We start from the raw sequence: 18851 nt of genomic DNA, 5'->3' as shown, positions 1-18851 counted from the left end.
AGTTAATTCAAACGGTTGCCTTTCAATTTCTGACCCGCCTCAGGGGCGTGTCCCTCGAAAGAGATGCGTATTCTACAGAGCTCACTTGAGGTGTCAACGCGGTTTTCGATATTTTCTCAAAAACCCCGGGTTCCGTTCAATCCTTAACCAGAACACGGGCAATCTTCTTTTTGCCGGCCTGGACAACGCAGTCATCACCGAGCGCGAACATCCGCTCATCTGTTACCTGCTCGCCGTTAATATAAACGGCGCCGCGACCGAATACGTCTTTGGCGGCCTTACCATTGCTTGCCAGATTGGCTTCTTTCAGCAAAGACACGATGTGCAACTCCCCACGCCCGTTCAGGGAAACCTCGACCACGGGGACGTTCTCGGGGATCTCACCAAGACCGACCCGATTACCAGCCGACTTGTGAGCGTCCGCCGCCGCTTCCGCATCATGAAAACGGGTAATGATCTCTTCCGCCAGCAGCTTCTTGTACTCCTGAGGATTGGCACCGCTATCTACTGCCGCGTGAAACTCTTCTACTTCCGCCAGTGGCCTGAAGCTCAACAGCTCGAAGTAACGCCACAGCAGATCATCCGGCATGGAGAGCAGCTTGGTGTACATCTCCCCGGGCGAGTCGTTAACACCCACATAGTTCCCAAGGGACTTCGACATCTTCTGGACGCCATCGAGCCCTTCGAGTATCGGCATGGTAAGAACCACCTGGGGAGCCTGCCCATAATGCCTTTGCAGAATACGGCCCATCAGAAGATTGAATTTCTGGTCCGTTCCTCCCAGCTCGACGTCGGCTTCAAGAGCCACAGAGTCATAACCCTGAACGAGAGGATAAAGAAACTCGTGAATGGCAATCGGCTGTTCCGCGCGATAGCGCTTGGTAAAGTCGTCCCGCTCCAGCATTCGTGCGACCGTGTACTGACCGGCCAGGCGAATCATGTCTGCTGCCGATAGCTTGTTCATCCACTCCGAATTAAACACCACCCGGGTTTTGGCAGGATCCAGGATCTTGAATACCTGCTCTTTATAGCTAGTAGCGTTTTCGGCAACCTGCGCCTCTGTCAGCGGCGGACGGGTCGCACTTTTTCCAGTGGGGTCGCCGATCATTCCGGTAAAGTCACCGATAAGAAAAATAACTTCGTGACCCAGGTCCTGGAACTGGCGAAGTTTGTTGATCAGTACCGTATGCCCGAGGTGCAGATCCGGCGCTGTCGGATCGAAACCCGCCTTGATCCTGAGAGGACGCCCCTGCTGCAACTTTTCAATCAGCGCCTCTTCGGAAATCAACTCATCCATGCCGCGCTTGACTACGGCCAGTGCCTCATCAATAGATGCCATGAACCACACATCCTCAATTCTGATGGTTTGGGCGAAAGATCGGTTACAGACATCTACAAAAGAAATCTGTGCGTTACCGACCTCCCTGCTAAAGTATTCCTGCTCAGTTATTAAACAGGGCCGCATATTTAAGGCGGGGGATTATAGCAACCCTGGCCAAGGAAATCCGGTCTGAATCCAGGCAACGGTAATGTTTGAAGGTGTCCTGAGCGCATTTTATACGGTAATCTGTTGGACTATACTTCAACAACAGCTTTAATTAGGCAGTACAAATTGCCGGAATGCCGATCAAAACGGATGCGACACGTGCTCAAAATGTTCCCCAAAACACATATTACCATTGCCGCTGCGACCACTGTTGTCGTTGCTGCCGCCATTCTTATGAGCCCGAGCGCTGATGTGGAAGCCAACAGAATGGCTTACGCGCTGGATCTTGATAAAGGTACCATCACTGAATCAGACAAACGGTCTGTGGATCAGGCTGAAACCTATAAAAAGCCCGAGCCGGAAGCACAAGCAGACGCAGAGATAATCGCGATCATGAATGAGCCTCAGGTGCCTGAAGCACTTGATACTGCGGCTGCCACGGCGGAGGCCAGCGAGCCGGAGTTGCAATGGCAGGAATACAAGATCAAGTCAGGCGACACTCTGTCGTCACTGTTCGGCAGGGCCGGCTTCAATGATGGCGTCATGCTCTCGGTCATTCACGGCGAAGGAGAAGCCGACAAACTGCAGCGGCTATATGCTGGTGAAACCATCTCGTTTGCAACCGATGACGCCGGCGAACTGGCTGCAGTCGACCTCCAGCGCAACCTACTTGAAAGCCTTCGGGTCGAAAAGACCGAAGACGGCTTCAAAGGTGAGACCGTTGAACGTGAACCCGACGTGAAACCTGCTTTTGCTTCCGGCATTATTGATGGCTCGCTTTACATCGCCGCCCGTGAAGCCGGATTGACTGACAGGCTCTCCATGGAGCTTGCGGGCATCTTCGGCTGGAACATCGACTTTGTCTACGATGTTCGCAAGGGCGACCGGTTCGAGGTGGTGTACGAAGAGCTGTATCTGGACGGTGAAAAATTCGACACCGGCAATATTATCTCCGCCCGCTTTGTTAACCGGGGCAACGAAGTCGTTGCGCTTCAATACACCGACAGCAATGGCGATACCGACTATTACAGTCCCGATGGCAGCAGCATGCGCAAGGCGTTCCTGAGAACTCCGATCAACGCGCGGGTTTCCTCTTCCTTTAACCTCCAGCGTCGCCACCCGGTTCTGGATGTGGTTCGCCCACATGAAGGAACCGACTACGCCGCGCCTCCGGGCACACCGATCAAGGCCGCAGGCAATGGCAGGGTTCAGTTTGCCGGCTGGAAAGGTGGTTACGGACGCACCGTCGTCCTCAAGCATGGCGACAACATCACCACTCTCTATGCCCACATGAGCCGCCTCGGCAAAGGCATCAAGAATGGAACACGGGTCAAGCAGGGAGACACCATTGGCCATGTTGGCTCTTCCGGCATGGTAACCGGCCCACACCTGCACTATGAGTTCCGTGTGAATGGGTCCCCACGAAATTCCCGGACTGTGAAACTGCCGGATGCCAAGCCGGTCCCGCAGTCTGAAATGGCCCGCTTCCAAAAGTTCGCCAACCAGCAGGTGGCCAAATTCGAGCTGTTCCGCCAGGATTACCAGCAGCTGGCTCTGGCCGCAGACGAATAAAGCATGGAAGCATGGATTGGTCTGATGTCCGGCACCAGTATGGATGGCATTGATGCCATACTGGTGTCGTTCGAGGCACAGCGTATCCGGATTCATGCCACCCACACGACTGAATACCCTGCCGATATCCGCCAGCGCCTTTGCAGCCTCAGCCAGAACCACGGCACTCCCGACGACCTTGGCGAACTGGACCACACGACAGGCGCGCTGTTTGCGCTGGCCGCACGCAGCGTTATTGAAAAGTCCGATCTCCCATCAACGTCCATCAAAGCCATTGGCAGCCACGGGCAGACAGTTCGTCATCAGCCCGACGGCTCAGCCCCGTTTTCAATTCAGATTGGCGACCCCAACCTCATCGCAGAAAGTACCGGTATAACAACCGTTGCTGACTTCCGACGTCGTGATATGGCCGTTGGCGGCCAGGGCGCGCCTCTGGTGCCCGCGTTCCATAACGCGTTCTTCAGCTCTGCCGGCGAAGATCGATGCATTCTTAACCTCGGTGGTATTGCCAATATCACTCACTTGCCTGCTGATGGCCAGGCACCCGTTACCGGTTTCGATACCGGCCCATCCAATGCACTGATGGACGCCTGGTGTATGGACCAGACCGGCCGGGCTTACGACAAAGATGGTGCCTGGGCAGAGGAAGGTATCGTTGACCAGAGTCTTCTGGGGGACATGCTTTCCGAAGCCTATTTCTCGCGAAAGCCGCCTAAAAGCACCGGCACCGAAAAGTTCAATCTCGAATGGCTGAAAATACAGTTGAACCGGCATCCGGATCTGTCCGGCGCGGATGTGCAGCGAACGTTGCTGGAGCTGACCGCCGTAACCGTGGCACAGCAGATACCCCACTCTCCCGGAATGACCATTTTCGTATGCGGCGGGGGCGCAAAGAACCGAGTGTTGATGAGAGAATTGCAGCGTACCTGCAGCCCCTCCCGGATCGCCTCTACCGCGGAGCTGGGCCTGGATCCACAATGGGTTGAACCGACGGCGTTTGCCTGGCTGGCAAGCCAGACGCTTTCAGGAAAGCCCGGAAACCTTCCGGACGTAACAGGGGCAAGTGGGGAGAGAATTCTGGGCGCGGTCTATTTCGCCTGACCTGGCGTGATGCGCCCGGCGGCGCCTCAGATGGAGAAAGAGCTACCGCAGCCGCAGGTGGAACTTGCATTGGGGTTCTGCACAACGAACTGGGAGCCTTGCAACCCTTCCTGGTAGTCCACCGTTGCGCCAACCAGGTACTGGTAGCTCATGGGATCCACCAGCAACATCACACCATCCTTTTCGACCACGGTATCTTCGTCGTCCTGAGCCTCGTCAAACGAAAACCCGTACTGGAACCCGGAGCAGCCACCACCGGTCACAAACACGCGAAGCTTGAGGTCAGAGTTGCCCTCTTCCTCAACCAGTTCACGTACTTTGGACACCGCGCTAGCACTGAAAAACACCGGTGTCATTGCCTGTTGCTGAACTACACTCAAGTCCGCCTCCGGTTTGCCAAGAAAAGATCTGACCTGATTATCATATTCCTGACTAAAACAATCAACTATTCCTTGTCGGACACAGTCGCATCGTCATGACCCTCGGCCTTGTCTTCTTCAATAGCGGGGGTACTTACCTGTTGCTTATCGCGACCAAGCAGCCCGACAGGTTCGTTCTGGTGAACCAGGCTGCCATTGACCGACGCGCCCATGGCCATTTCAATCAGATTGTAATAGACGTTGCCGTGGATGGAGGCTTTTTCCGCCAGTTCAAGATGCGTGGCCGCGTAGACGTCACCGTGCACTGTGCCATTAATGATGACGTGGGGAGCCACGATGTCGCCTTCCACAGCGCCCACCTCAGAAACCCTGAGCACTGCATCGCCACCTTCTTCCGCGACTACCCTGCCGCGGATTGTACCGTCAACGTGGAGTCCGCCGGAGAAGTGCACATCCCCCTCCACGGTTGTCCGTGACGAAACGAGGGTATCGAAATGCCCACTGGGGCGACGGGGTTTCTGTTTTTTCTTGCCAAGCATGTCAGTTCTCCGTTAGTTCATCCCAGTCAAAGGTACGCTCAGCCTGGGACGATTTATTACCTTCGGCACGTGCCACCACCTGAACCTCAATGGGCTCAAAACCATCCGGTAGCCGCAACAGGCCCTCAATATCCTGGAAGTATCGATAGCGGAACCTGACGCCGAGGTCATCAATGTCATCGGACAGGTCTCGCAGTGCGATTACTTCCTTTTCGTCGTTACGCATGCCGATTACGTTCACCGCAACCACGCCTGCGATATAGCTTTTGTTGTCGCCTACCTGAGTCAGTACCAGTTTGAAGCTGTAGGCTCTGTCCTGACGCGCACTCTGCACAGCCAGACGATCGACCTGCAACCCCTTGCTGGTTTCCGAGGGCGCCATAATGTTTTTATAGAATGTCAGGTCCGCTTTCAGTGATGCGATCTGCGTTTCCAGATCAACGATGGTTCTGCGGGCCTGATTCAATGCCTGGGCGTCGATGGTTCGACCCCGCTCCAGGTTGACCAGTTGCTGACTGGTCTCCCGGTTCTGATCCCGAAGCTGTTCTACCTGGGCTTGAAGGCGATCGCGGGATTCCTCTGCGGTTGAAAACCGGAATCCACCCTGAGCCATGCCTGTCACATAACCCAGAACGGCCGCGGTAATGGTAAACACCAGCAGAATCAGGGTACGGCGAAGCCGATAGCCCGGGCGATGCCGGATTACAACGTATTCTTCAGCAGGTTTTCTGGATTCGCTCACCTGACCGACCTATGGCAGCAATGCGGGCGCTTCCAGCCCCATGGTTTCCTGCAGACCAAACATGATGTTCATGTTCTGGATCGCCTGGCCCGCAGCACCTTTCACCAGGTTATCAATAACCGACGACACGATAACGATATTGCTCTGTTCCTGGCGGTGGAGCGCCATACGGCAGTTATTGGCACCGCGGACACTGCGGGTTTCCGGATGGCTGCCAAACGGCATCACATCCACAAAAGGCTCGTCACGGAATCGGTCTTCGTAGAGTGCCTGCAGGCGATCGAAGTCCGCCGGGTTACTCAGCTCCGCATACAGGGTGGCTTCAATGCCACGGATCATTGGAATCAGGTGCGGCACAAAGGTGACCCCCACCTCACTGCCGGCCGCCAGCGACAGCCCCTGACGGATTTCCGGGAGATGGCGGTGGCCGGAGGCTCCATAGGCCTTGAAACTTTCACCCACCTCTCCATGCAGCATACCGATCTTGCCCTGCCTGCCTGCGCCGCTTGCGCCCGACTTGGCGTCGGCAATCAGTCGTGACGGATCAACCAGACCGCTTTCCAGCAAGGGCAGAAAACCCAACTGAACTGCTGTCGGATAGCAGCCCGGGTTGGCCACAAGCTGGGCGTCGCGAATTTCGTCCCGCACCACTTCCGGAAGACCATAGACTGCCTTATCAGCCCATTCGGGACTCTCGTGGGGCATGCCGTACCAGCTCGCCCAGACATCAAGATCCTTGAGGCGAAAGTCTGCTGACAGATCTACAACACGCGCACCCGCGGCCATCAGTTCCGGCATCATCCGCATTGCCACGCCATGGGGGGTTGCGAAAAAGACCAGATCACAGGCTGCCAGTGTTTTAACATCAGGCTCAGAGAACGCGAGATCGTAATGGCCACGCAGGTTCGGAAACATGTCGGCGACCGGCATGCCCGCCTCCGAACGCGATGTAATGCAGCTCACCGTCGCCTGCGGATGAACCGCCAGAATTCTCAGAAGCTCAACACCGGTATAACCGGTTCCACCTACAATGCCTACTTTTATCACCAGTTACTCCAGCTACAATTCAGGTTCCCGAAAGCACAATAGTCTAACATGTAAACCAACGACTTATTGCAGCCCGACAGGCGCTGGTTACAATATCGTCAGGAAATCACTCACCTCCGGAAAACCAGCGTTCATGCGTAAATTCTGGCACAAGACTACCGAGAACCTGATCCCTGTTTTCCGACGCCGGCTGTCCGGTGTGGATGCGCTGCCACAGCTTGCAGTACTCGGCCTGCTGTCCGGCCTGTTTACCGGCGGAGTGATCCTGATTTTCCGGCTGGCCATAGAATGGCCACTGGAATATTTCCTGCCCGGCGACGGCTCAGAATCCTTTGAAGAACTGGGCATTCTGACCCGGGCAATCCTCCCCCTTGCCGGCGCTGTCGGGCTCGGCCTGCTGATGCACAATCTTGCCACCCACGACCGCAAGGTGGGGATTGTGCACGTCATGGAACGCCTGAACTACCATCAGGGTTATATTTCCGTGCGCAGTGCTCTTGTCCAGTTCGTGACCGGTGTCAGTACCGTTGTCACCGGCCAGTCGGCGGGCCGGGAAGGCCCGGCGGTTCATCTCGGTGCAACCGTTTCCAGTCTTATGGGCCAGTGGATGCGGCTGCCCAACAACAGTATTCGCACGCTGGTCGCTTGCGGTTGCGCCGCGGCCATCTCTGCGTCTTTCAATACACCGATTTCCGGTGTCATCTTTGCCATGGAAGTGGTGATGATGGAGTACACCATTGCCGGGTTTACGCCGATCATCCTGGCTTCGGTAACAGCCGCCGTGGTGAGCCAGGCCATGTATGGTTCCGAGGTAGCGTTTACCGTGCCACCGCTGACCATGAATTCCCTGCTGGAAATTCCCTGGATTATCGCCATCGCCATTATCATCGGCGTTGCTGCGGCGGTATTCATTCAACTGGTGGACACCACTGGCCGGCATCATCACCGCCCGGTACTGCTGAGGCTGACGATCGCAGGGCTGCTGATGGTGCCTTTTGCCATCGTGGTGCCGGAAGTTATGGGTATCGGCTACGATACCGTCCAGCACACTCTCGACAACCAGTTGCCATTCTGGCTTTTGCTGGGTGCCGGCATCGCCAAGCTGATCATCACATCCGTCACGCTTGGCCTGGGCATGCCCAGCGGCGTAATCGGCCCCACCCTGTTCATGGGGGCAACCCTGGGTGGGGCCATGGGCCTGATCGGTGCACAGATCTTTCCGGACACGGCGTCCTCGGTGGGCTTCTACGCCATGCTCGGCATGGGGGCAATGATGGGGGCGGTATTGCAGGCCCCGCTTGCAGCCCTCATGGCGCTGATGGAACTCACCAGGAACCCGAACATCATATTGCCGGGGATGCTGGTGATCACGACGGCGAGCCTCGTTACCAGCGAAGCCTTCGGCAAAAAATCCCTGTTCCTGACCATTCTCAAGAGCCAGGGGCTGAGCTACCAGAACTCTCCGGTTATACAGGCACTGAGGCGGGTATCCGTTGGTGCCATCATGGACCGGAGCATTCTTCGTACCGAACGCTTCCTGTCCCGTGAAGAAGCCGGCAAGATTCTGAAATCAGAACCCAAATGGCTGGTGGTTGAAGGCAGCAACGGCCCGACGGCCCTGCTACCGGCGGTGGATCTGGCACGATACCTTGAGGACACCAAACCGTCTGCCAGCAGTGGGCAGGAAGACGAAGCGGAAGTTCCTGAACAGGTTGATCTGATGGATATTCCCGCCAATCGCCGGGATATTGCCCCGGTGCAATACCAGGCCACACTGGAAGAAGCACTGAACGAGTTCGAGCACACCAGCGTAGAAGCCCTGTATGTTCAGCGCCACGTGGCGCCGATGATTCAGCGGATATACGGCGTGGTACTGAAAGCTGATATCGAAAGCTATTACCAATACCGACGGAGTTAGCCAATGCTTTGGGTCAAAGCCCTGCATATTATTTCAATGGTGTGCTGGTTCGCCGGCATCTTTTACCTGCCCCGGCTGTTTGTCTATCACGCCGCCTGTGACGACGAGCCCGGCCGTGAACGCTTCAAGATCATGGAACGCAAGCTCTACCGGGGCATCACCACTCCCTCCATGGTGGCGACTGTCGTTTTTGGAGTCTGGCTCATCGGTTACAATGTGCAGGGCTACATGAGCCAGGGCTGGTTACATGCCAAGCTGCTATTGGTGGCTCTGCTGATTGTCTACCACTTCTACTGTGGTCATCTGGTAAAAGTGTTCCGCGACGACCGGAATACCCGCAGCCACGTGTTCTATCGCTGGTTCAATGAGGTGCCAGTTCTGGTTCTGGTTGCCGTTGTCATTCTTGCTTCCGTCAAACCATTCTGAGGAGCCTGACCATCAAACTTCACCACCGCCCTCACGTTCTTATCGTTTCCGGCCTTGACCCTTCCGGGGGAGCCGGCATCCAGGCCGACATCCAGGCCGTTACCGCACTGGGCTGCCACCCCATGCCTGTGCTTTCATGCCTGACTGTGCAGGACACCCGGAATGTCTACAATGCCACTGCAACAGACCCGGAGATTATTCGCCAGCAGCTTGAATGCCTGGCGGCCGATTCCCCCATTCATGCCATAAAGACCGGCGCCCTGGGCAATGCCGCTGTGGTGGACGTGCTGGTGGATTTCCTGGCCGCGCATCCGGACATTCCGCTGATCACCGATCCGGTCATCAAGGCTGCCGGAGGCGGCGACCTGGCAGACGAGGCGCTGATTGAACGCATGAAGGAGCGCCTGTTCCCACACGCAGAAATCATCACGCCCAACAGCATTGAGCTGGCCCTGCTGGGAGGCGATAAAGACCCCGCCCGCGCAGCGCAAAATCTGCTGGAGGCCGGCTGCGAGTCGGTACTGGCGACAGGCGGACATGGCGAAGGCGAGGAAATCATCAATTCGCTTTATTACCACGACCAGGATCCGCTGCACTTCTATATCGAGCGTATAGGCGGTGAGTATCACGGCACCGGCTGCACCCTGGCAGCGTCAATTGCTGCCGGCAGGGCTTCCGGGCTTTCCGCCCGCGCCTCTATTGCCCAGGCCCAGAATTACGTTCTGCGCGCCATCCGGCACGCACTCAAAGTAGGTGAAGGCCAGCCGGTACCAGACCGGGGCATCCCATGGGAGAACTGAACCGCAAGGGCCTGCGGCCCGGCCTGTATGCGATTACCGACAGCCAGCTGTTAACGGCAGACCGGCTGCTACCGGCAGTGGCAGCCGCCCTGCGTGGTGGCGCCGTACTGGTGCAGTACCGCGAGAAGACTGCGCCGCAGCCCGAGCGGCTGAGGCAGGCCCGGGATCTGGTCGCCCTGTGCAACAATGCCCGGGTACCGCTGATCATCAACGACGACCCGGAGCTGGCCCGGCGTTCCGGTGCCGCGGGGGTTCACCTGGGGCAATCCGACAGCTCTCTGGTGAATGCCAGACAACAGCTTGGTGAACATGCGATCATAGGGGCAACCTGCCATGCGGACCTTGCCCTGGCAGCAAGCGCAGACCGGGACGGTGCCGATTACCTGGCGTTCGGGCGGTTTTTCAACTCGAATACAAAGCCGAACGCACCCGCCGCTGACACCTCGGTACTGGCCAGAGCCCGCCAATTCGGCAGACCGGTGACCGCGATTGGTGGTATCACAGCAGACAATGGCGAAGTCCTGATCCGCGCCGGCGCGGATCTGCTGGCAGTGGTTGGTGGACTGTTCGACGGCGATCCGGCCACGATTGAGGGGCGCGCTCGCCAATTTGCCCGGCTGTTTGCAACCCATCACCCACTTTTCTCATCTTCCGTACATCAGGAGTCCTGAATCATGACCCAGTCCGAAACCCTATTCGCCGAGGCTCAGAAATACATTCCCGGAGGCGTCAACTCTCCGGTACGAGCCTTCAAGGGAGTCGGCGGTACACCGCTGTTTTTCAAGCACGCTGAAGGCGCTTATCTGTTCGACGAAGACGACCGCCGCTATATCGACTACATCGGCTCCTGGGGGCCCATGATCCTGGGCCACGGCAACCAGATCATCAAGGATGCCCTGCACGCCCAGGTGGACCAGGGGATCGGTTACGGCGCGCCTACTGCCCTGGAAACCGAAATGGCAAAGAAGGTCTGTGAGCTGGTGCCGTCCATTGATCTGGTACGCATGGTGAACTCCGGTACCGAAGCCACCATGAGCGCGGTGCGCCTGGCACGGGGTTATACCGGTCGCGACAAGATCGTGAAGTTCGAGGGATGCTATCACGGCCATGTGGATTCACTGCTGGTGAAGGCCGGCTCCGGCGCCCTCACCCTCGGCGTGCCCAATTCCCCGGGCATTCCCGCCAGCCTGGCAGAACACACGCTGACCCTGACCTTCAACGACATCGACAGCGTGCGGGAAACCTTCGCAAAAATGGGCGATGAAATTGCTGCCATTATCGTTGAACCGGTTGCCGGCAACATGAACTGCATCCCGCCGGTACCGGGTTTCCTGGACGGCCTTCGGGAAGTGTGTGACGAGCACGGTACGGTACTGATTTTCGATGAAGTGATGACCGGCTTCCGGGTATCCCTTGGCGGCGCCCAGGGCCTTTATGGTGTTACTCCCGATCTGACCGCACTGGGCAAGGTGATCGGTGGTGGCTTGCCAGTAGGCGCCTTCGGGGGCAAGCGGGAAATTATGGAACACATCTCGCCCCTGGGGCCGGTGTACCAGGCAGGCACACTCAGCGGAAACCCGCTGGCCATGTGCGCAGGGCTGGCGACGCTTAACGCCATTTCCGAACCGGGCTTTCACGACCGGCTGACTGTAAAAACCAATGCTGTTCGGGACGGCCTGAAAGAAGCGGCGGACAGCACCGGCATTCCCCTTGCCGTGCAGAGCGCCGGAGCCATGTTCGGGTTCTTCTTTACCGATGCGCCCGCCATTACACGCTTTGACCAGGTAATGGCCTGCGACGTGGAGCGGTTCAAAAAGTTCTTCCAGGGCATGCTCAAAGAAGGTATCTACCTGGCTCCGTCTGCCTTTGAAGCCGGATTTACCAGCATTGCGCTGACCGACGACGACATCCACCAGACCACAGAGGCCGCCCGCCGGGTTATGCACATGCTCTGATCTTTGCCCCCACGCTTTTGCTGGCGCCGGTTCCCAATCGCAGCATTTCCCCATCGTAGGCACTGAAATCGCTTCCACCCTTAATGCTGGAAACCGAACCGCTGATGCTGCAATCAATACCGGATGTCAGGGACGCAAAAGGACAATGATCGGGGCGGTACAAAGCCTCTAGCCGGACCCCACGCTCGAGGGCATCTCCTCCGAACCAGGACCCTGCCAGACTGAGGGTGGAGGTTAGCTCACCGGCATCGAAAGCTGAGAGCCACGAAGCGCCGACGCTGAGGTAACTGTTGTCGAATTCGGTATTACCGGGCAAGCCTTACTCTGGAGCTAATGGTGTGGCGTCCAATACCCCGCACTCAAACGTCAGGTGCGAGGAAAGCAGACCGGAGAGTATAGCAAAGATCGAAGTATTTCGTTGCGGCGGGATTTTACCAAGACAATGGATATCAGGACCTCGGCGATGAATCATGCATTGATCAAGGGTTTTGCTATTAACGCACTGGCGGCGGCTGTTGCAGCCTGTGGTGGAGGTGATAGTGGAAGTGACGATTCTGCCACTGGCACCGCGTCGTTTGGTCTGACGGATGCAGCAGTCGATAGCGTCCAGGAAGTGAACATCACGGTGGTGGGCGTGGAACTTCATTCTGGGGAAGGCGACAGAATCGGCTTTGAAGTGGAAAATCCCGAAAAACTGGGGAACATCAATCTTCTCGATCTTCAGAATGGCTCAGTCGAAACCCTTTTGACCGATCAGGAGCTGCCGGCCGGCGGGTCCGCAAGCTTTACCATCGATTTTGACGTTCGCAAGTCCCTGATAAACCCGCCTGGGCTCGAAAACTATCTGCTCAAACCGGTACTCCGGTTGGTCGATAACACCGAGCCCCCGCCTTGTGCGGGGGCATTTCAAAGGGCCCCGGCCCGCTCCTCAGCCTGATCCGCTCCCGCCACATTGCCCCTGGCACGACGAATATCCGCCAGCAGCATCCATCCCGAGCGTTGCAACGCAGAATCACTGCCTGCCAGCGACAACCCCTTGAGGGTAAACTGCTCCGCCGAACCCAACTGGTCCAGCGCCACATAGGCTTCCGACAGCTTGAAGTAAACCTCCGCAGAGCGTGGGGCAATTCGCTGCGCCCGTTCAAGTTGCGCGACGGCGGCCTGGGTGTCACCGGCGGCCATCAGGCTGTCTGCGCGTTCAATAAGGCTTCTGGCGGCAGGAGAGAGCTCATCACCTTCATCCTGATAGCTGGGCGAACTCCGTTCCGGCTCACGCACCGGCTCTTCAGGTTGCTCGCTCTTTCGCTCCACCCTTGGCTCGTCATCCCTGTCACTGGTCTGTGGTGGTTCCGGAGCTTCATCGCGGGATGAGGAATCGCCCGCCGGCACATAAATGGAACTGCCACCCGGGCCCGAAGCACAGCCTGCCACGGTGAACGCCACGGCCATTAATCCTGCATATCTGAACATGGTCACTTTCATTGGAAGAGTCCTTCAAACCAGCCTCGTACGCGCCTTTCCAGATTACCACCGCAGGAGATTTCCCTATCAGGCTCGCTGCCGGCCATAAACGGCACAAGGCGTGCATTTTCACAGTGTTCGTCGGTCAGTGCGCCCTCTATGGGATTGACCCAGTGGTAGGCCACACCATCTGGTACCACTGGCGAGAATCCATGCTGGGGTACCCGGCCCATGAACCGCGACCAGACCGGCAATGCCCCGGTAGCGCCGGTCAATGATGTGGGCCCGTTATCATCACGGCCCACCCAACTGACTGCGAGCAGATCACCGCTGAAGCCGGCAAACCAGGAGTCGCGGCCATCATCGGTGGTTCCGGTCTTGCCTGCAAGCGTAAGCTCACGGGGCACAGTGCGATAAACGGAGCGGCCGGTGCCCTCCTGCATGGTTTCCTGCATCACGTACTGGACAAGGTGCACCGCTGCCGGGTCGGCCACCTGGTTCACTTTCAGGCTGTAGCGGGAAAGCGCTTTGCCCTGTGCATCGGTTACCTGTCGGATCGTTCTCAACGGCGTATTGAAGCCCGAGGTGGCCAGGCCCTGGTAGATCTGCGCCACGGTTACCGGTGTCATGGCGACGGAACCCAGCAACATCGAAGGGTACTCTGATATACCGCTGGTTACCCCAAAGCCCTGGAGCGCGGACTTCACCTCTTCGATCCCGACATCAAGCCCGACCCTTACGGCCGGGAAGTTATAGGAGTGTGACAGGGCCTCGTGCAGGGGCACTTCCCCTCTCTCCTCGCCATCGTAATTTTTTGGCTCCCAGCGCTGGCCGTCATCAAACACCAGTGAAAAGCCCTTGTCTTCCACCGGTGTAATCAGGCTGTACCGATCAGGTCGCTGAAGGGCCGTCAGGTAGATAAAGGGCTTGATCAGCGAGCCAATCGGGCGACGGGCATCCAGGGCGCGATTGAAACCGGCGTATCGCGGATCACGGCCGCCCACCAGTGCCAGCACTTCGCCACTGTCGCGGGAGGTGACCACCAGCGCGGACTCCAGCGTGGTGTCTGAACTTCCTTCCATGCGCGACAGCATGTCCTGGACCGAAAACTCCGCGGCATACTGGATGGCGGGGTCCAGGGTGGTAAAAATGCGCAGGCCTTCACTTTGCAGGTCTTCCTGCTTGTAATCCCGTGACAGGTGGCGGCGCACCAGATCAATGTAGGCCGGGTAGCGGTTCTCCGAATACGAAGCGCGGTCAGTCACCCCAAGGGGTTGGGCGCGTGCCCTCGCGGCATCTTCCTCACTCATCAGCCCGGTTTCCGCCATTACATCAATCACCAGGTTACGACGGGAAAGCGCCTGCTCGGGTCGACGGCGTGGATTGTAATAGCTGGGTCCCTTCACCATTCCCACCAGCAATGCCACCTGATGTGGCTCGATATCACGAATGGATTCGCCGAAGTAGAACTGGCTGGCCAGGCCGAAACCGTGAATCGCGCGGGTGCCGGCCTGCCCCAGGTAGACTTCGTTGAGGTAGGTTTCGAGGATGTCGTCTTTTTCGTAATGCAGCTCCAGCAAAAACGACATCAGCGCTTCATTTCCCTTGCGCAGCAACGTCTGCTCGCGGGTCAGAAAGAAGTTTTTCACCAGCTGCTGGGTCAGCGTGCTGCCACCCTGCACAATCCGGCCGGCCTGAATGTTGGCCAGCATGGCCCGGGCAATGGACATTGGTGCGACGCCATGATGGTCATGGAAGTTGCGGTCTTCCACCGCCAGTAAGGTATCGGTGAAAAGCTCCGGCACCTCATCCAGCTGAACCAGCACCCTGTCTTCCTTATGGGCGGGGTAGATACCACCGATCTGGGCCGGCTCCAGGCGAACTATGGGCGAACTGTCACCCGACAGCACTCTGAAGTCCTGTACCCTGTCCCCGGATATGGTCAGCGACAGCCGGCGGCGGGGCTCCAGTCCGTCTGTGAACAGAAAACCACGAGTGCTGATGGTGAAGTGCCCGCCGTTTCGGCGGTAAGTACCCGCTTTGCTGCCATCTCCCGCCCGATAGCCGGACAACTCAAGCTCCCGCTGGAGCGCTCCGGAACTGACACTGGCACCATCGTACAGTTCAAGCGGCCTGGCGTAGACCCGGGACGGCACCTCAAAACGGCGGCCCTCGAAGCGGGATGTCACTACGGCATCGAGATAGACCATCCAGCCGGCGAGCAACACCACTCCAACAAAAAACACACGGAAGAACAACGGCCAGAACCAGGACGTGCGGGCGCTCTTGCCTTTGCGGTTGCTCTTTTTCGGGGATTTTCTAGGGGAGACGGATTTTTTCATGGCGGGATTATAACGAATCCGTGCATCCCTGAGGCAGGCTATCCGTGTGTTATTTCTGTAATCTGCCCGTTATGATAGGCGCAAGAAAAATCAATGAGTTCGAGGAACCCGAGGAGAGCACCGTGAGCGAAGCAACTTCCGACAACCTGATTCTGGCGCTGCAGGATCCGGCGCTGTATGACCACCCGGTGAAGGAATTTCAGGTTCTCGAAACGCATATTTCCTGGGTCATCCTCACCGGCGATTACGCCTACAAGATCAAGAAGCCCATGGATTTCGGCTTTCTGGATTTCTCGAGCCTGGAACGCCGCAAGCGCTTCTGCGAAGAAGAGCTACGCCTGAACCGACGCCTGGCCGCAAACCTCTACCTTGAGGTGCTGCCCATCACCGGCTCGGCAGCTGCGCCGGAGCTGGGTGGCCATGGTGAGGCTTTCGAATACGCCATTCGCATGCGTCAGTTCGACCAGAACGACCTGTTCGACGTGCGCCAGGAAAACAGCAAACTGACACCGGATCTGCTCACCAGCCTTGCCCGCCAGGTGGCGGATTTCCATGACAAGCAGCCACCGGTCGCTGCCGGCAAACCCTTGGGCACGCCGGACGCCGTCTACGCTGCCATGCAGGAAAACTTCGACCAGATCCGCCCGATGATTGACGATGAGGCGCTGTTACTGCAACTGGACAACCTGGAACAATGGGCCCGCACGACGTTTGAACGCCATTCATCGCTGATCGCACAACGTTACGACGAAGGCTTTGTGCGTGAATGCCACGGTGACCTGCACCTGGCAAATATCACCGTGTACGAGAATGAAGTAACGGTGTTCGATTGCATTGAATTCAGCGAGCCTTTCCGCTGGATCGACGTTATCAACGACCTGGCCTTCCTGCTGATGGACCTGGAGTCCCGCCGCGAGCCGGAACTGGCCAACCTGGTTCTCAACAGCTATCTGGAATACCGGGGTGATTTCGATGCCCTGCCTCTTCTGCCCATGTACAAGGCCTATCGCGCCATGGTGCGGGCCAAGATTGCCCTGTTCACCATGGGCAATCCGTCACTGACCGAGGCTGATAAAGAAGGCCTGATGCAGAGGTACCGCGACTACGCCCAGCTGGCAGAAGATTACAGCACCATCCCCAACCCCTACCTGCTGGCGACCACCGGGCTTTCGGCCAGCGGCAAATCGGTGGTGAGCAGCGCCATGGCCGCAGAGCTGGGGCTGATCCGGTTGCGTTCGGATGTAGAACGCAAGCGACTTTTCGGTCTTGGGCCGCTGGACCAGAGCAAATCACCGGTCGGTGGAAACCTCTACACCGAAGAAGCCAACCAGCATACGTATCAGCGACTGGCAGACCTTGCCGGCGAATTGCTGGCCGGCGGCATGCCGGTCATCGTGGATGCCGCCTGCCTGAAACAGGCCGAGCGCGACATGCTGGCGGATGTGGCGGAAAGCCGGGGCATGCCATTCGCACTGATTCACTGTGAAGCGCCACTTGAGAGCCGTCGGGAATGGATACGCAAACGTGCCGGTGATGCCTCCGAAGCCACTGAAGAGTTGCTTGAAGAGCAGGAAACCTGGTTTGAGCCACTGACCACCGAAGAGAAGACACATACCATCCACCTGCATACCGACCAGGAGCATGTGGCCGAGGCTGTCGCGGACCGTATCCGCCAGCATTTCGGGCTGCCCGGCGCCTAGATGATGAACGATGCGCTGACACCCCTTGAGGTAACAGAGGACAGCGGCACTATCCTGATCAGGCTTCCAGAATAACCGGCACAGCCTCTACCAGGGATATATCCCCTTCCGGGCCCGCCAATGCAGCCCGGTAGGCCAACAGCTCTACGCCTGCGGCATCTGCCTCACGCAGCAGTTTGCCGTAAGCCGGGTCGATATGATCCGCGGGCCGCACGCTGGTGATGCCGGTATGGTTAACCACGAAAAACAGCACGGCCCGCTCCCCGGCCCTTGCCTGGGCCATCAGCTCTCGCAGATGTTTCTGCCCACGGGTTGTCACTGCATCCGGGAAATAGCCCCGCCCTCCCTCGGAAAGGGTCACGTTTTTCACTTCCACCCAGGCGTCCGCAAGACTGGCATGGCCCGACAGGTGCAGGTCAATCCGGCTCTTCTCGGCGCCATATCGCACCTCGGCCCGGCAAGTGCCGTAGCCCGCCAGCTCTGGCACCACACCCTGATCGATGGCATTGCGGGCCTGGTTATTGGGCCGCGAGGTATTGATACAGGCCACTTCGCCAGGGGCGGTTTCAACCAGTTCCCATGTGTATTTCAGCTTTCGCTTAGGATTGTCGCTGGTGCTCAGCCACACCCGGGCATCCGCCGGCTGGCAGCCAAGCATGGAACCGGTATTGGGGCAGTGGGCGGTTACTTCATCGCCATCCGGCAACACCACGTCGGCAAGGAAACGTTTGTAGCGGCGAATAAGCCTGCCTTCAATGAGCGGAGCAGGTAACTTCATCAATGACTCCATGCTAAAGTTGTTGTCACAAGGCTGGCACCCCCGGGAGTAATCTGCTATTTTCCGCAAATTCCCGTTTCAGGACGAGTGCTTTTCAGGATTATAAGAGGCCGTATTCATGGCAGATACTGCAGCACAAACACGCGAACGCTTTACCAACTTCACCCCTTATGAAATGAAGAAGGGTGAAGAGTACATGAGTGCTGACATGCTTGAGCACTTCAAGAATCTGCTTCTGCAATGGAAACAGGAGCTGATGGAAGAAGTGGATCGCACCATGCACCATATGCAGGAAGACGCCGCAAATTACGCGGATCCCAGCGACCGCGCAACCCAGGAAGAGGAATTCAGCCTGGAACTGCGCACCCGTGACCGAGAACGCAAACTGATCAAGAAGATTGACCAGACAATCGACCGCATCGACAAGGACGACTACGGTTTCTGCGACCAGTGTGGCGTTGAGATCGGCATTCGCCGTCTCGAAGCACGCCCGACCGCAACACTGTGCATCGACTGCAAGACTCTCGCCGAAATCCGCGAGCGCCAGACTGGCATCTGATCCCCGCTCCCTGAGTACACTGGCCCCTGAACCGGGGCCAGTTGT

The 18851-nt window shown here is 57.7% G+C and carries 18 protein-coding genes; 10 read left to right on the top strand and 8 right to left on the bottom strand.

From position 1 onward, the window contains the following. Nucleotides 1-136 precede the first annotated feature (136 nt). The gene (tyrS, locus tag ACESMB_RS04820) at nt 137-1339 is read right to left on the bottom strand and encodes a tyrosine--tRNA ligase (protein WP_372971023.1); all 1203 of its coding nucleotides are present in this window, start codon (nt 1337-1339) and stop codon (nt 137-139) included. A gap of 306 nt (nt 1340-1645) precedes the next feature. Here tyrS and ACESMB_RS04815 point away from each other — a divergent pair, with 306 nt between their 5' ends. Next, the gene (locus tag ACESMB_RS04815; protein ID WP_372971022.1) at nt 1646-3058 is read left to right on the top strand and encodes a peptidoglycan DD-metalloendopeptidase family protein; all 1413 of its coding nucleotides are present in this window, start codon (nt 1646-1648) and stop codon (nt 3056-3058) included. 3 nt (nt 3059-3061) lie between these two features. Beyond that, nucleotides 3062-4159, top strand: a complete 1098-nt coding sequence (locus ACESMB_RS04810; protein ID WP_372971021.1) for an anhydro-N-acetylmuramic acid kinase — start codon at nt 3062-3064, stop codon at nt 4157-4159. A gap of 26 nt (nt 4160-4185) precedes the next feature. Here ACESMB_RS04810 and erpA read toward each other — a convergent pair whose 3' ends face one another. From erpA to argC, 4 genes are all read right to left on the bottom strand, one after another. Next, the gene (gene erpA / locus ACESMB_RS04805) at nt 4186-4515 is read right to left on the bottom strand and encodes an iron-sulfur cluster insertion protein ErpA (protein WP_372971025.1); all 330 of its coding nucleotides are present in this window, start codon (nt 4513-4515) and stop codon (nt 4186-4188) included. An 89-nt stretch (nt 4516-4604) separates the two neighbouring features. Further along, nucleotides 4605-5078, bottom strand: a complete 474-nt coding sequence (locus tag ACESMB_RS04800) for a polymer-forming cytoskeletal protein (protein ID WP_372927738.1) — start codon at nt 5076-5078, stop codon at nt 4605-4607. 1 nt (nt 5079) lies between these two features. After that, the gene (locus tag ACESMB_RS04795; protein ID WP_372927739.1) at nt 5080-5820 is read right to left on the bottom strand and encodes a DUF6776 family protein; all 741 of its coding nucleotides are present in this window, start codon (nt 5818-5820) and stop codon (nt 5080-5082) included. Between the two features lie 9 nt (nt 5821-5829). Beyond that, nucleotides 5830-6867 (bottom strand): N-acetyl-gamma-glutamyl-phosphate reductase, encoded by a 1038-nt coding sequence (gene argC / locus ACESMB_RS04790; RefSeq protein ID WP_372971020.1) that lies wholly within the window; start codon nt 6865-6867, stop codon nt 5830-5832. Between the two features lie 133 nt (nt 6868-7000). Between argC and ACESMB_RS04785 the strand changes: the two genes are divergently transcribed. From ACESMB_RS04785 to ACESMB_RS04760, 6 genes are all read left to right on the top strand, one after another. Further along, nucleotides 7001-8785, top strand: coding sequence for a chloride channel protein (locus ACESMB_RS04785; RefSeq protein WP_372971019.1), 1785 nt, complete (start codon nt 7001-7003; stop codon nt 8783-8785). Between the two features lie 3 nt (nt 8786-8788). Further along, nucleotides 8789-9211, top strand: coding sequence for a protoporphyrinogen oxidase HemJ (gene hemJ / locus ACESMB_RS04780; protein WP_372927424.1), 423 nt, complete (start codon nt 8789-8791; stop codon nt 9209-9211). Nucleotides 9212-9252: 41 nt separating this feature from the next. Continuing rightward, nucleotides 9253-10011, top strand: a complete 759-nt coding sequence (locus ACESMB_RS04775; RefSeq protein WP_372971024.1) for a hydroxymethylpyrimidine/phosphomethylpyrimidine kinase — start codon at nt 9253-9255, stop codon at nt 10009-10011. Beyond that, the gene (gene thiE, locus ACESMB_RS04770; protein ID WP_372971018.1) at nt 9999-10682 is read left to right on the top strand and encodes a thiamine phosphate synthase; all 684 of its coding nucleotides are present in this window, start codon (nt 9999-10001) and stop codon (nt 10680-10682) included. Before ACESMB_RS04775 ends, thiE begins: the two co-directional genes overlap by 13 nt. Before the next feature lie 3 nt (nt 10683-10685). Beyond that, a complete protein-coding gene (gene hemL, locus ACESMB_RS04765; RefSeq protein WP_372971017.1) occupies nt 10686-11966 on the top strand; it encodes a glutamate-1-semialdehyde 2,1-aminomutase in 1281 nt (426 codons plus the stop codon). 463 nt (nt 11967-12429) lie between these two features. Further along, nucleotides 12430-12903 (top strand): DUF4382 domain-containing protein, encoded by a 474-nt coding sequence (locus tag ACESMB_RS04760; protein ID WP_372971016.1) that lies wholly within the window; start codon nt 12430-12432, stop codon nt 12901-12903. Here ACESMB_RS04760 and ACESMB_RS04755 read toward each other — a convergent pair. Together ACESMB_RS04755 and mrcB are read right to left on the bottom strand one after the other, a co-directional pair. Continuing rightward, entirely contained in the window at nt 12873-13436 is a 564-nt protein-coding gene (locus ACESMB_RS04755; protein ID WP_372971015.1) for a tetratricopeptide repeat protein, read from the bottom strand. The genes ACESMB_RS04760 and ACESMB_RS04755 overlap by 31 nt on opposite strands. 8 nt (nt 13437-13444) lie before the next feature. Then, nucleotides 13445-15769, bottom strand: coding sequence for a penicillin-binding protein 1B (gene mrcB, locus ACESMB_RS04750; RefSeq protein WP_372971014.1), 2325 nt, complete (start codon nt 15767-15769; stop codon nt 13445-13447). Nucleotides 15770-15840: 71 nt separating this feature from the next. On the opposite strand from mrcB, the gene ACESMB_RS04745 reads away from it, so the two are divergent. Then, nucleotides 15841-17469, top strand: coding sequence for an AAA family ATPase (locus ACESMB_RS04745; protein ID WP_372971013.1), 1629 nt, complete (start codon nt 15841-15843; stop codon nt 17467-17469). A 58-nt stretch (nt 17470-17527) separates the two neighbouring features. Here ACESMB_RS04745 and sfsA read toward each other — a convergent pair whose 3' ends face one another. Further along, entirely contained in the window at nt 17528-18247 is a 720-nt protein-coding gene (sfsA, locus tag ACESMB_RS04740) for a DNA/RNA nuclease SfsA (RefSeq protein WP_372926692.1), read from the bottom strand. 118 nt (nt 18248-18365) lie between these two features. Here sfsA and dksA point away from each other — a divergent pair, with 118 nt between their 5' ends. After that, nucleotides 18366-18806 carry an RNA polymerase-binding protein DksA gene (gene dksA, locus ACESMB_RS04735; RefSeq protein WP_027830840.1) on the top strand — a complete coding sequence of 147 codons (441 nt, stop codon included), beginning with the start codon at nt 18366-18368 and terminating at the stop codon, nt 18804-18806. The last annotated feature ends 45 nt before the right edge of the window (nt 18807-18851 follow it).

The organism is Marinobacter sp., assembly GCF_041686475.1.
Classification (GTDB): Bacteria; Pseudomonadota; Gammaproteobacteria; order Pseudomonadales; family Oleiphilaceae; genus Marinobacter.
This window is presented reverse-complemented; position numbering and strand designations above follow the sequence as displayed.